The following is a 12,959-nucleotide window of genomic DNA, read 5'->3' on the forward strand; positions in this document are numbered from 1 at the left end:
ATTGCGCCAAATAGGCGCACTATAAATTAGCACAGGAGTGCAACATGGACATTATTAGTTTACTCATATTTTTGGGAATAGGTGCTTTGGCAGGGTGGCTTGCAGGCAACATAATAAAGGGCGGAGGATTTGGTGTCATAGGCAATATTATTGTAGGAGTTGTTGGTGCTGTAGTAGGTGGTTTTATATTTAGCTTACTCGGCATATCAACAGGCGGTTTATTAGGCTCTATCATTATGGCTACTATAGGCGCTGTTATTTTGTTATTCATAATTAGTTTGGTTAAGAAGAAAGCCTAGTTCCTTAAGCACGACGATACATGTTGAAAATTCAAATTAGGAGTGGCCACATGATTAAGTTAAGACAGTTTTGGGGGAATCTGCAATCGAGCTTTTGGTTCATGCCTTCACTGATGGTCGCTGTCAGTATGACCTTAGCGGTTGTGTTGATCGAAGTAGAGTCTGCCGGTTTAAACCAATGGCTAATTCAGTGGCCACGACTGTTTGGGGTCGGTGCAGAAGGCGCTCGCCAGATGTTGTCCACCTTGGCTGGTTCGATGATGACTGTAATGGGGATCACCTTCTCCATGACACTGCTGGCCCTAGTGCTTGCGTCGGGCCAGTACACCTCTCGCATTTTGAGGAACTTCATGCGTAACAGTGTCACGCAAGCAACACTGGGGGTTTTTGCGAGCATTTTCGCTTATTGTCTTATAGTCTTACGCACCATTCGTGGCAGTGGTGGTGGTGATGAATTTGTGCCCAGTCTTGCGGTGTTTTTTGCCTTTGTGATGTCGCTTGGTGGTGTGGGGGTCCTTATCTATTTTATTCATCATATTGCCTTGTCTATCCAGGCATCAAGCATCATTGCTTCGGTCGCTCAGGAAACCAATGCTGCCATAGATAAGTTGCTGCCGATAAAACCGGATGAGGAACTTGATGAAGATGAAATGCGACACCCGATACTAAAGTCTCTGGATGAGCGGGTCTGGTATCCCGTGCCGGCAGCTCGCAGTGGTTACGTTTTAGGCGTGAACAACAATACATTAATTTGCTTGGCGAGTGACAACAGAACCATAGTGCGTATGGAACAAGGCATCGGCTCGTTCATTGTCCAAGATACGTCTCTGGTGTCGCTAGCTCTTACTTACCCGCCAGAGCAGAAACTCATTGATGCTTTGAATACAGCTTACAGTATTGGTAGCCATCGCACAGTGGATCAGGATCCTACTTTCGGTATTCGACAGATTGTGGATATGGCCATAAAAGCGCTGTCCCCCGGGGTTAACGACACTTCAACGGCAGTGATGTGCGTGGATTATCTCACCTCGATTATGGCTCGATTGGCCAGTCGGCAATTTCCGCCATTGTACCATTATGAGGGAGACACTCTGCGAATGGTGGCGATGGTTCCGAGCTTTGATAGTCTATTGGCCGATGCTTTCGACCAGATTCGAAGTAGCGCTGAAAAGAATCTTGCGATACTGGTACGCATGCTCGGTGCCTTCGAGACCATCGGAAGTTTAACGATCTGTCCGAGCCGCTTGAGAGCACTTGACCAACAGTTGCAGTTGATTGCAGAGTTGACCGCTCGCTGCTTTGAATCCAGTTATGATCGCGCGCGGCTCGAAATGCGACTGTCCAAGGTGCGTGAATCGTTGGACGGTCAGTTTGCATTGAGCGCATTAGTTGGGAAAGATTAGTTTTATGTAAATTAGACGGATACTAGGGGCTGTTGATCTTTCAAGGTTGGTTTTGCAGCGAATTGTTGCTCATTTGTACAAGGCAGAGACTTTTTATTCTACATAAAAAGTCGATAACGCAGTAAAAATGAGCAACAAACGCTGCCCGAAGGGTTCGGCTAAAAACGTTTTACTCTTTGTTGAGAAAATCTTCATTAAGCGAGTAGTGCTTAGATTGCTAGGCAGCAATCCACTCGCCTCGTTTAAAACGCTTTTATCTCGAACAAAATTTAACCAGCAAAGATCAACAGACCCTAGCATACAAGATTCATTTTTTTGTTGACCAATTCGCTAGCTTTTCCTGGGTGTACATTCAACGCACTCTATTTACAATCTCATCGTTCACTATAACTCGTATAATTTTGCTATCCGCAATCGCAAAACATTCTTTCAAAACTCGATAACGATACATAGAAGCCCGACCAATATGATATTGGCAAAGCGATATTACAGTGATAATGGACGGCGACGGAGGCGGTTAGTCACTAGTCAGGCTCTGCAAGGCATTGGTGATTTCACTCATCCGCGCCGCCGTGACTTTACCATGAACCTGCGATATCAGATTACCGTTCTTATCCAAAACAACAATGACCGCCTCTTCGCTATCGGAGGGCACACCCAACGCGCTTTCCATGATCTGTGAGTTGAGAATCCAGGTTTGATCGTGATAGCGCTGCGGCACTTGTTCTTTGGCTCGGCCAATGACATCTTCTTCCGACATAAAGAAGGGTAAATTGACAGCCAGTACGTCGCGAACCCGATATTTACTATGATCTATCTCTGAGCGCAATGTGTTAACCCACTCCCGAGTGGATATTGCGGCATTGCGAGACGGCGTAAGTATGAGCAGTGTCGGTTGACCTATCAGTTTGTTACTGTCAACTTTTTCGCCGCTAAGCGCCGTCGCTGTAAATGACGGCCATGGTCCATCGCCTGCGATAGCAGACGGCCCACATAGGGTTAGTATCGCAAGTAGGGTCAGTTCAGTAACGCGTCGGGATGTTGAGCCCCAAAGTGTTGTCGGTATCATTGGTCTGGTTAGCATAGTATTCCTCCGCTCAGTAGTAGGGGTGCGAACAAGCAGGCCAGCCAGATCCAAATACAGAAGTCGCAGCATTCAGTGAAACTCCTTCATAAATCATCTTGGCTCTCATGTCTGACGAGTAAGCATCACACATACAATATGCGATTGACGACATTTCATCTGTTCGCTAGCGAACTTTCTGCCAGCCAATGACCCTATTAGATCTGCAGGCGTCATTTGTGGATATGTGTTCTAACGAACAGACCAGCTAAAAGCCAGCGCGCAAGCTGTATTTCTCAGGACTTGCCGCAATGATCTTTTCCTCGGGTTCGGCAGGATTCATCCTCATCATACATAACAGGATATCTAGCTTATGCTTTTCGAAACATTTTCTAACCGCTCGCTGCAGCTATCCAATCGCATGGTAATGGCGCCGTTAACACGCAGTCGGGCTACGCCTGAGCACACGCCTAACGCGCTGATGGCAACGTACTACGGCCAACGTGCGACGGCTGGACTGATTATTACCGAGGGCACTTCGCCCAGCCCCAACGGACTGGGCTACCCACGCATCCCCGGTCTTTTCGATAGCACGCAGATGAATGCATGGAAGGCAAGCACATCAGCGGTACACGCCAAAGGCGGTAAAATCTTCTTACAGTTGATGCACTGCGGTCGAGTCGCGCATGTCGACAACTTGCCAACAGGTGCCGAAATACTCGGGCCAGATGCCGCGGCATGTCCCGGCGAGATGTATACCGACACCCTAGGCATGCAGCCCCACAGTACGCCCCGTAAAATGACCGAGGCCGACATCGCTCATGTGGTAAAAGAGTATGTGACGTCAGCGAAGCTCGCGCTGGAGGCAGGTTTCGACGGTGTCGAAATACACGGCGCCAACGGCTACTTAATCGAGCAGTTTTTGAATCCGCTGATCAACCTACGCACTGACGGTTACGGCGGCAGCATTGAAGGCCGCAACCGACTCGCGCTGGAGATTGTGCGTGCGACAGTGGCAGCCATCGGCAGCGATCGGGTTGGTATCCGGCTCTCTCCTTACGGTGTGTTCAATGGCACCGGCGCATTCCCCGACATAGAGACGCAGTACCTGGCATTGACTAAGGCACTTTCCTCACAGGGGCTTCTCTACATCCACTTGGTTGATCATTCCTCCATGGGGGCACCAACGGTACCCGCCGACTTTAAGCTTAAGCTGCGCGCTGGTTTCGATGGTCTGTTCATTCTGTCTGGAGGGTTTGATCATCAAAGCGCTGAACAGGCGTTACGCGATAAACATGGCGACCTGGTAGCCTTTGGCCGTCCGTTTTTGGCTAACCCTGATCTCGTCGCTCGGATGCGCCAAGATGCAACGCTCAACACGCCAGACGAAGCGACTTTTTACGTACCTGGCGCCAAGGGTTATACCGACTATCCAACTCTCGCGACTTCTCCAGAGCGTTAACGCCAAAAGTTATCGCCGAGGTAGCACAATTCAGTAGAAGCTTGCGGCGTCCATAAGACCAAATTGAAACAGGATTTCACTATGACTTACAAAAGCATTAATCCCAATAACGGAACAATATTGAAGACCTTTGATGAAATCAGTGATGCACAGCTTGAGATCAAGCTTGCCACTGCGCATGCCTGTTACCAGACATGGAAAAACACCAGCTATAAGCAACGCGCCGCTATTATGGCCAAGGCTGCGGAACTTCTGCATGCGCATACTGATGACTATGCCAAGCTGGCAACACTGGAGATGGGCAAGCGAATTGATGAAGCCCGTGGCGAAGTCAATTTCAGTGGTAAAATCCTCAGCTATTATGCAGACCACGCAGAAGCGTTTTTAGCTCCAGAGCAACTTGACCCAGAACATGGCGAAGCCCATATGGAAAGCAGCCCGATAGGCGTGATTTTCTGCGTCGAGCCGTGGAACTTTCCCTTTTATCAACTTGCTCGTGTCGCAGGCCCGCAACTGATGGCGGGCAATGTTTTGGTGGTGAAACATGCCAGCAATGTACCCCAATGTGCTATTGCCTTTGAGCAGTTGTTGATTGATGCGGGCGCACCTGAGGGGTTGTACACAAATCTGCTGGTTTCGCACCAACAGTCTAACCAGATTATCGACGACCCGCGCGTCAAGGGCGTGGCACTGACAGGTGGTTTTGCCGCTGGCAGAAGCGTTGCCGCCCGAGCAGGGCAAAACCTCAAACCCTCGTCGATGGATCTCGGTGGCAGTGATGCCTTTATCGTGCTTGATGACGCTGATCTCGACAACACTATTCCCTGGGCTGTTTGGGGGCGTATGTACAATCAGGGACAAACCTGCTGTGCTGCTAAACGCTTTATTGTGCTCGATTCGATTGCTGACAAATTCATCGAAAAGTTTCAAACCGCGCTTGAACTTCAGCAACCTGGCGATCCGATGGACGAAACAACGACCAAGGGACCGATGTCGCAAGAAGCCGCTCTGGTTAATATTTTGAAGCAGGTCGATGATGCTGTAGCCCATGGTGCTAAGGTGTTAATGGGCGGCAAGCGTATCGACTGCCCGGGCTCTTTCATGCAGACCACGATACTGACCAACATTGCGCCAGGCAACCCTGCTTATCGCACTGAGTTCTTCGGCCCAGTTGCGTTGATTTTTCGGGTCAAGGACGAAGCCGCGGCCATAGCGCTTGCCAACGATTCTGACTTCGGACTTGGTGGATCTGTGTTTACCGAAGATGCCGCTCGTGGCAAACGCGTCGCCAGTCAGATTGATACCGGTATGATGTTCATCAACAATATTGATTGGACCGATGCCGCGCTTCCGTTCGGCGGGGTTAAAGATTCCGGTTATGGCCGCGAACTCGGCGAAATGGGCATTCAGCAGTTCGTTAATAAGAAGCTGGTTCGCACCATCTCGATGTCAGCACCGGTGTAACGGTTGCACAGCTAGGGGCTAGCAAACTGAAAATATTAATATTTCACAAGCAATACCCTATATGGCAACGGCATAACATGGCGAACGAGTATAGTCACCTAAGATAGCGGCATAGTTATCGAGAGTTTAACTAAATCGATGGGTTAGGTGGCTGTGGTTTGACAATGCTATGGTTTGACGATGCTATGGTTTCACAATGCTATGGTTTAACAATGCTATAGTTTCACAGCGCTGAGTTTGAATGAAATTAATTCATAGCACTTTAAGCGTCTAGCTGTGAAGCCGATTAATCTTGCTTGGGAGGATATAGAAAGGGCATGACGTCATTGTTTTTAATGTTTGGAATGATTTGTTATAAACGACAAGATAGCCAAATATACCATGTCAAGCCACCAATGAGGGGTAGCTTGGCATAGATGATTAGTTAATAGATGATTAGTTAATAGGTTTCTAGTCTATCGGTTTCTGTTTTTACTACGGCATAACATTCGCAGCACAGCGTTTCGAGTTTTTGTCTGTTGGTCACGGTAATTTGACCGCGCTTATAGTTGATTACCCCAAGTTTTTGCAGTTTACCGGCGGCTTCAGTTACGCCTTCTCGTCTGACGCCTAACATGTTGGCGATCAACTCTTGGGTCATTGTGAGATTGTTGCTAGCCAGTCTATCAAGTGATAGCAGCAGCCAACGACAAAGTTGCTGGTCGATAGAATGGTGCCTGTTACATATTGCCGTCTGCGCCATTTGTGCCATCAGTGCTTGAGTGTAACGTAACAACAGTTCGCGAAGGTTTTGATTGTCGTTAAATTCATCGAACAATATCGATGCGGACAATTTATAGGCTCGGCCTGCGCTTTGAACTATGGCGCGATTTATGGTGCTTTCTCCCCCCATAAACACGGCAATGCCCACTAAACCTTCATTGCCGACAACAGATATTTCTGCCGATGCGCCATCTTCGAGAACATTCAGTAAAGAGACAATACTATCAATGGGAAAATAGACATTTTCAAGGTTTTGACCAGCTTCATAAATAACTTTACCTAAGGGCAGTTTTATTATCTTTAACTGTGGAAATAAGCGCTGTTTTGTCGCTTCAGGTAATGCTTTAAGTAATGCGTTCTCATTTGGGTCAATCATTGATAACCTTTCAATATATTAAAGTGAGACATTCACTACTTGCTATGACCTTTCTTATGATATTGATTTTATTCAATATTACATAATACTTAAGTAATCTTGTTATCAATATAACAGAGTTTGTTGAATCGAGAGGGTTAAAATGCCTTGTTTAGCGTGATTTGCGATCACAGCAGGCGAGTGGAACCATTATTTTTCGTTCAAAAGGCATTGCATGTTGAGTTGTATTTATGAGTTGTGTTTATACTCATCGACAGGATATTTAGTTGGGGGGGAGATAGTAAAAAAGACCTTTGCAAAGCTGCGTTTCGCTCATAGGAAAGAGACTAAACAACGGCCTACAGCGATTACGTTTAGGCAGCAAGTCAGCTGCTAAGGCTGCTGTTTTGTGAAGATGAATGGCATAAAAGGGCTGAGCAGCAAAGTGATTGCAAAAGCCATTTTTCTAGTGGCTATACATTCGGCTTTTGCCGCCGGAGTTAGTTAAGTTTATGTGCTTTAAGTTTATGTGCAGTCTGATGCAAGATGCATTTAACATCTGATTTTTCGTCGACCTAAACTCACATGTTGAAGCGCTTTGACTGATATTTACAATTTAATCATTTTGAATATCATCAAGCGCCTGACGAACTTCATCCAAAATTAATCTGTTTGCCACTTTTTCATCAATATCGGGTACATCCCATCCAAAAATAGCGCGATATTTCTCAATCAAATTGTTGACATCTTCGATGATATCGCTGCGATGGGCCGCTAACTCTAATTTTTCTATGTCAGTCATGCTCGTTCACCTTAAAAGTTTATAGATAACTCCAGATTAAACTATTATTCATGCTCCATCGGTGCGACACCGAACAGATTGAATAGAAAATTTGGTGCAAGCTGATAGACATCCACTCTATTAGGAAAGCAATGATTTATTGTTTGCCATCTTTAATCTGGAGCAAATACATCATGTTACATACATTGAATGATTTACAAAATTTATCTATTCACGCCTCTGATGGCGATATTGGATTAACCAAAGATTTTTATTTTGATGACAAGCATTGGGTGATTAGATATTTGGTAGTCGAAACGGGTTCTTGGTTATCAAGCAAAAAAATATTGCTTTCACCCATATCAATCAAAGAATTTAATCAGGAACAAAAGACGCTTGCTGTCACAATCTCAAGAGAGCAGGTAAAAAACAGCCCTGACATCGATAGCGAGAAACCAGTCTCTAGGCAGCATGAGGTCGATCATATGGAATATTATGGTTACTCACAATACTGGGGTAACACTGGTATTTGGGGAAGTGAGCCCAGTCCAAACATGATGGCAACTGGTTATTATAGTGTCGCGCCAAAGCCAGATAACTTAGATAACCCAGAGATGTCCGCAGATGTTGAGGCAGCACTATCACGGGATAATGATCATCATCTACGCAGCAGTCATGCCGTGGCGGGTTATCACCTTGATGCCATAGACGGTGAATTGGGTCATTTGCAAGGTATGTTAATAGATATCGACACTTGGGCTATTCGTTATTTGATTATTAACACCAGTAATTGGTGGTTGGGTCATCTGGTTTTGATTGCGCCCAAATCGATTAAAGAGGTGAGTTGGCCTACCTCTAAAATTTATGTTGATATGACGCAGCAGCAAGTGAAAGATGCTCCCACGTACGATCCATCAGTGCCTTTCGATCTTGAACATGAGCAAAATCTGCATACTCATTATGGCCATAATGATAGATAACATTATTACCTCTCTATGAGGTGTTTGGCTGTCGTGTTTAGGTTGTTTGTTTAAAAAGTGTTCTTGGAGTAAGTTATCTATTTCAATATGAAAATATAGTCAATATCAGTTAGTCATTGCAGTTTTTTCTTCTTGAAATTGCTGCAATCAATTGAAAATATTAGACTAATTTAATATTTAAGACGATGACTTTGAACCCAAGGGGTACCCTTTATAAAAACAAGCTATCTGTTTTCAACATTTAACGATAAAGCTTTATCAGACATGATGAAGCTTTTTTGTGTTGATGAAAGACTCCCATCAGATTCATTAGACCATTACACAAGAACCTCGCGGGCCTGAGACACACAGACCTTTAAATACTCTTCAAAGGTGTCGACTAAATTAAGCGTTTCGATGAAGCTTAAATGGTGGCTGGATTTACTTTAATGAATGAAAGATAAACATTCATGCAGGCGCTTTGGATTAGGTTGTTGCTTCAAATTGGCTGGCAATTTTGTTTTGATACAGTCAAGAGCTTGCTAATATCATGTGCACTCTATACTCGACATCTTGTTTCATACTTTCTGATTCGAATCCCGCGCGGGCACGAAATACATAGCCCTGTCGAATATCAAACATAAGCTTTGCACGTGCTAATGATGGAAAATTGGCAGGTAAAACACCTCTTGCTTTTTCTAGCTCAAAGCGTCGCGATAATCGCGCATCGGTATCTAATACTGCTCTTTGTAATAGTTCTTGTGCTCCCTCGACCTCGCCAGCACTTGTAGCAACGCTGGAACTGAGAAAGCAGCCTTTTGCGCCGCTACCATTTGCAGTACTGTAATCAATCACTGCAATCATGAACGAGCGGACAGCTTGGTTAATATCGGGTTCTGTTTCAAAGGCTACTAATGGTGCGCATGCATCAATTGTGGCGTAGCAGTTTATAGCTTCTAAATAGAGTTTACGTTTGTCACCAAAAACCGAGTAAAGGCTAGGGCTGTTAATACCCATTGCTTGGGTTAAATCTTTAATGGAGGCGGCATCATATCCTTGTTTCCAGAAAACATGCATGGCGGACAAAAGTGCTTCGCTACGATCAAAAGCGCGTGGCCTACCAGCCTTATTTTGAATCATATCGGATACCTCAACGCTGTGGATTTAATGATTTATTTTAGTATCAATTGATACATAATTCAATTAATTAAAACCCATTAACCTCGGTAAGGTAATGATTATGCTCTAGGAAGTTGTCTATATTGGCAATATAATTTTGTAACGATCACTATGAAATATTGACACCTTGGCCTTATTTTGTTTTTATAATATTCACTACAAAACATTGGAATAAACATGAACTCATCTAAATTAGTAGCAGGACAAACCTTTCCAGACATCACTCTAGCGCTGCTTGGTGGTGGTGAAATTAATCTTACGGCTGTTCCGGCAGAGGGCTGCGATTGGCGTATGGTGGTTGTTTATCGGGGTAAGCACTGTCCCATTTGTACTCAATATCTATCGACGTTGAACGAGCTGTTGCCTGAATTCAAGAAGTTAGGTGTTGATGTTGTAGCTGTATCCGCCGATCCCATAGAAAAAGCGATGGCTCAAATGGAGCTGGTTAAGCCTTTATTTGATGTGGCGTACGGCTTAAGTATTGAACAAATGCAAAAAATCGGGGTGTATATTTCAAATCCTCGCTCGCCGGAAGAAACTGACCGACCTTTTGCCGAACCCGGATTGTTTATTATTAATGATAAAAAACAGGCACAAATTATTGATATATCGAATGTTCCTTTCTCTCGCCCAGAGCTGAAGTCAATGATTATGGGTTTAGGTTTTATCCGTAATCCACAAAACAATTACCCAATAAGAGGAACCTACAAATAAAAAATCATGGCCCTCTACATGAAGAAGTACGGCAACTAATTGTGTAGTGACATGGTATTTTAGCCACCTAAATAGAGGTAATATTATTGCCTCGTACATGACTTTAGGTGAGCAAATGAAATCAAATACCAGAAGCACACCATAATACCGTTGCTGTAGCGGTATATTATGGCGTGCTATCTTTTGGCAAGTGGATACTGCGGTGAAAGCAGGCCGTTGTGGTTTTATTTTCATAACGTTCATTCATCAATGGCGGTATCGTTATGTGTTACAACGCTTATAAATCGATTTCGACGATGCTTATTTCAGTTAAATTGCTGTGTGATGATTGTTTTTTAGGAACCGCACAACAAAGCAATACCTCACCTTCGGTTGGAGTGACCACTGGCTTAGTTCGATAAGTGATTGATCCTTTTAGCAGTCTTACTGCGCACGTGCCGCAAGTTCCGTTACGGCAACTGAAGTTAGGCGTGAGCCCATGGTTTTCTGCTGTTTCTAAAAGTGTCGCATCATTTGCGTTCCATCTTTGTTCAAAACCAGACTTAACAAATTTGATGACGGCTTCATCGGCTTCGTTTTCTGCTGCAAGTGACTTTTTTTCTTCAAGTAACATTGATTCATTATCGATTTGGCGAATAAGTGCCGCAGGCCCAAACGCTTCGGCAAAAATACGTGCATCACTTACTCCTAAACTGCGTATTTCATCATAGAGTGCTTGCATAAACGCAGGTGGACCACATAAGTAAAAATCATAATCGTCTAGTGCTAATATTTGCCGAAGTGTATCGGCGGTAATGTGGTCGATTGCATTAAAATCAATGCCTATTTTTTCCTGCTCATTAGGCTGAGTGATAATTGAATAGTATCGAATTTTACCATTAGATTTTATTTCAGCATCACGGAAGTTTTGTGTAAAAGCGCGTTGTTGGGTCGTTTTGGCGGCGTGTAATATGGTCAATGGTCTTAAATGACGGGTACGCTCAGCTTCATTTAGGATATGCGAGGTCATCGCAATCATTGGCGTAATCCCTACGCCTGCGCCGATTAATACGGCCGGGCGCTTTTCTGCTGCATCAATATAAAAATTACCCGAAGGAGCTTTAGCTTCAATAACATCGCCGATGCGCACATTATCGTGTAAGCATTGCGAAATAGTGCCATTAGCTTCTCGTTTAACTGAAATGCGGTAATACATGTCGTCTGGTGTTGATGATACGGTATAAGTTCTTATCACGGCTGTGTTTGCATTGGGTGGGGTAAGACGCACCGTTAAAAACTGCCCCGCTTTTGAAGACACTAACGGGGTGTTGTCTTTTGGTTCTACATAAAATGAACGAATAACACTACTCTCATCTTCAATACGTTTGACTGTATAAGATAACCACGATTCTCTTGTGGCTTCAGCTGCCAGTGAAGCATGTGCTTGTTCCCAATCACCAGCCATTAAAGTATTTGGTGAATACGCAGTAAACGATGCGCGAAAGGGTAGTGCATTCCTTAATGTCACTCCGTGGCTGAGAGTGAAACGCCATGCTCGTTCAGCACCTTTAAAAGCGCTGACTTCTGGAGTGTCTTCCCATAATAATTCGACAGTGCCGGTTAACATAAATAAGTCACCAGTCGAAAAGTCGATAAATATCAAGCCTGCTTTAGGGTTAACCAAAAAGTTACCGAGAGTGTTAAAAAAATTGTTGCCTGAATAATCAGGAATAGTCAGTGTATTGCCGTCTACTTTCACAAAACCAGGCCGTCCTCCACGGTGTGAAATGTCGACACCTTCATGTTCAGGGTGTTCTTTAGCTGGCACATAACTGGACACAAAAAAGGTATCAGCATCACGGATTATCTTACTAACATCATGACTCAATACCGTAAATTCTTCTATGTTAGAGGCCGGATTAGTGACGTGAGATTGTTTATTAAATTGAATACTGCGGCTTTGTATATATTGCGGACAATTGCCAAAAGATTGATCGACAGATATTGAAAAATGAGTAGGACTGATTTTATTAACCCGGCCATTTACACGATTACGACGACGAGAGTGCATTTCAATACCAAGTAAACCTAAAGGACTACCATCATTTCTTAGTTGTGGTGCGATAGGGTCTCCAGCTATTGCCGATGCGTTAATCGTTAATGTTGTTGAGTCTGGTGATGTTATAAATCCTGGATATCCCGAAAGTATCGATGCCCAAGGCCAACCTTGTTGGTCAACACTGCCAGCAACAATAAACGGCAGTTGTTGATAAAACTCACGATGTTGTTCTGGAATGTATGGACGTATTGCGCGTTGTCCAAAACTCTCCATCACAGCGCGTTTACCAACACGATCCTGAATGTTCTGTTCACCAGGATGAAATGGCGATAAAGCTGATTTTTGATGGGTCTTATCGCGAGTTTGGTTTTGCATAATAGGCATCTCTTAGCGGGATTTCGGTGGCACTGGATATTGAATAAATCAACATGCCCTACGACTGGCTCACAAATTCATCGGTACCAAAAATCCGCAGTGGAT

11 protein-coding genes are annotated in these 12,959 nt (G+C 44.4%); 6 read left to right on the top strand and 5 right to left on the bottom strand.

The window, feature by feature from the left end; genetic code table 11:
- Positions 1 to 44 precede the first annotated feature (44 nt).
- A complete protein-coding gene (locus tag AAEY94_RS15950) occupies positions 45 to 299 on the top strand; it encodes a GlsB/YeaQ/YmgE family stress response membrane protein (protein ID WP_123777473.1) in 255 nt (84 codons plus the stop codon).
- 50 nt (positions 300 to 349) lie between these two features.
- Positions 350 to 1,702 (top strand): DUF2254 domain-containing protein, encoded by a 1,353-nt coding sequence (locus AAEY94_RS15955; RefSeq protein WP_350979235.1) that lies wholly within the window; start codon positions 350 to 352, stop codon positions 1,700 to 1,702.
- Positions 1,703 to 2,219: 517 nt separating this feature from the next.
- Here the strand turns inward: AAEY94_RS15955 and AAEY94_RS15965 are convergent.
- Positions 2,220 to 2,786, bottom strand: coding sequence for a peroxiredoxin family protein (locus AAEY94_RS15965; protein ID WP_162022972.1), 567 nt, complete (start codon positions 2,784 to 2,786; stop codon positions 2,220 to 2,222).
- 352 nt (positions 2,787 to 3,138) lie between these two features.
- Between AAEY94_RS15965 and AAEY94_RS15970 the strand changes: the two genes are divergently transcribed.
- Together AAEY94_RS15970 and AAEY94_RS15975 are read left to right on the top strand one after the other, a co-directional pair.
- Positions 3,139 to 4,227 carry an alkene reductase gene (locus AAEY94_RS15970; protein WP_350979236.1) on the top strand — a complete coding sequence of 363 codons (1,089 nt, stop codon included), beginning with the start codon at positions 3,139 to 3,141 and terminating at the stop codon, positions 4,225 to 4,227.
- A gap of 81 nt (positions 4,228 to 4,308) precedes the next feature.
- The gene (locus tag AAEY94_RS15975; protein WP_350979237.1) at positions 4,309 to 5,691 is read left to right on the top strand and encodes an NAD-dependent succinate-semialdehyde dehydrogenase; all 1,383 of its coding nucleotides are present in this window, start codon (positions 4,309 to 4,311) and stop codon (positions 5,689 to 5,691) included.
- A 439-nt stretch (positions 5,692 to 6,130) separates the two neighbouring features.
- On the opposite strand, the gene AAEY94_RS15980 is transcribed toward AAEY94_RS15975, so the two are convergent.
- Both AAEY94_RS15980 and AAEY94_RS15985 read right to left on the bottom strand, forming a co-directional pair.
- Positions 6,131 to 6,829 (bottom strand): Crp/Fnr family transcriptional regulator, encoded by a 699-nt coding sequence (locus AAEY94_RS15980; RefSeq protein WP_101088470.1) that lies wholly within the window; start codon positions 6,827 to 6,829, stop codon positions 6,131 to 6,133.
- Between the two features lie 595 nt (positions 6,830 to 7,424).
- Positions 7,425 to 7,610 (bottom strand): hypothetical protein, encoded by a 186-nt coding sequence (locus AAEY94_RS15985; RefSeq protein ID WP_162022975.1) that lies wholly within the window; start codon positions 7,608 to 7,610, stop codon positions 7,425 to 7,427.
- A 173-nt stretch (positions 7,611 to 7,783) separates the two neighbouring features.
- Here AAEY94_RS15985 and AAEY94_RS15990 point away from each other — a divergent pair, with 173 nt between their 5' ends.
- On the top strand, positions 7,784 to 8,569 hold the full coding sequence (locus AAEY94_RS15990) for a PRC-barrel domain-containing protein (RefSeq protein ID WP_182744389.1): 786 nt from the start codon (positions 7,784 to 7,786) through the stop codon (positions 8,567 to 8,569).
- Positions 8,570 to 9,079: 510 nt separating this feature from the next.
- Here the strand turns inward: AAEY94_RS15990 and AAEY94_RS15995 are convergent.
- Positions 9,080 to 9,688, bottom strand: a complete 609-nt coding sequence (locus AAEY94_RS15995) for a TetR/AcrR family transcriptional regulator (protein WP_192114794.1) — start codon at positions 9,686 to 9,688, stop codon at positions 9,080 to 9,082.
- 216 nt (positions 9,689 to 9,904) lie between these two features.
- Between AAEY94_RS15995 and AAEY94_RS16000 the strand changes: the two genes are divergently transcribed.
- Positions 9,905 to 10,441, top strand: a complete 537-nt coding sequence (locus AAEY94_RS16000) for a peroxiredoxin-like family protein (RefSeq protein WP_162022977.1) — start codon at positions 9,905 to 9,907, stop codon at positions 10,439 to 10,441.
- Between the two features lie 277 nt (positions 10,442 to 10,718).
- On the opposite strand, the gene AAEY94_RS16005 is transcribed toward AAEY94_RS16000, so the two are convergent.
- Positions 10,719 to 12,854, bottom strand: coding sequence for a pyridoxamine 5'-phosphate oxidase family protein (locus AAEY94_RS16005; protein ID WP_350979238.1), 2,136 nt, complete (start codon positions 12,852 to 12,854; stop codon positions 10,719 to 10,721).
- Positions 12,855 to 12,959: the final 105 nt, after the last annotated feature.

This window comes from Shewanella sp. AC34-MNA-CIBAN-0136 (assembly GCF_040309945.1).
Lineage (GTDB): Bacteria > Pseudomonadota > Gammaproteobacteria > Enterobacterales > Shewanellaceae > Shewanella.

Excerpts from the sequence above, each read along its gene's own strand:
- AAEY94_RS15950 (WP_123777473.1), top strand. The coding sequence starts at position 45 with ATGGACATTATTAGTTTACTCATATTTTTGGGAATAGGTGCTTTGGCA.
- AAEY94_RS15955 (WP_350979235.1), top strand. The coding sequence starts at position 350 with ATGATTAAGTTAAGACAGTTTTGGGGGAATCTGCAATCGAGCTTTTGG.
- AAEY94_RS15965 (WP_162022972.1), bottom strand. The coding sequence starts at position 2,786 with ATGCTAACCAGACCAATGATACCGACAACACTTTGGGGCTCAACATCC.
- AAEY94_RS15970 (WP_350979236.1), top strand. The coding sequence starts at position 3,139 with ATGCTTTTCGAAACATTTTCTAACCGCTCGCTGCAGCTATCCAATCGC.
- AAEY94_RS15975 (WP_350979237.1), top strand. The coding sequence starts at position 4,309 with ATGACTTACAAAAGCATTAATCCCAATAACGGAACAATATTGAAGACC.
- AAEY94_RS15980 (WP_101088470.1), bottom strand. The coding sequence starts at position 6,829 with ATGATTGACCCAAATGAGAACGCATTACTTAAAGCATTACCTGAAGCG.
- AAEY94_RS15985 (WP_162022975.1), bottom strand. The coding sequence starts at position 7,610 with ATGACTGACATAGAAAAATTAGAGTTAGCGGCCCATCGCAGCGATATC.
- AAEY94_RS15990 (WP_182744389.1), top strand. The coding sequence starts at position 7,784 with ATGTTACATACATTGAATGATTTACAAAATTTATCTATTCACGCCTCT.
- AAEY94_RS15995 (WP_192114794.1), bottom strand. The coding sequence starts at position 9,688 with ATGATTCAAAATAAGGCTGGTAGGCCACGCGCTTTTGATCGTAGCGAA.
- AAEY94_RS16000 (WP_162022977.1), top strand. The coding sequence starts at position 9,905 with ATGAACTCATCTAAATTAGTAGCAGGACAAACCTTTCCAGACATCACT.
- AAEY94_RS16005 (WP_350979238.1), bottom strand. The coding sequence starts at position 12,854 with ATGCAAAACCAAACTCGCGATAAGACCCATCAAAAATCAGCTTTATCG.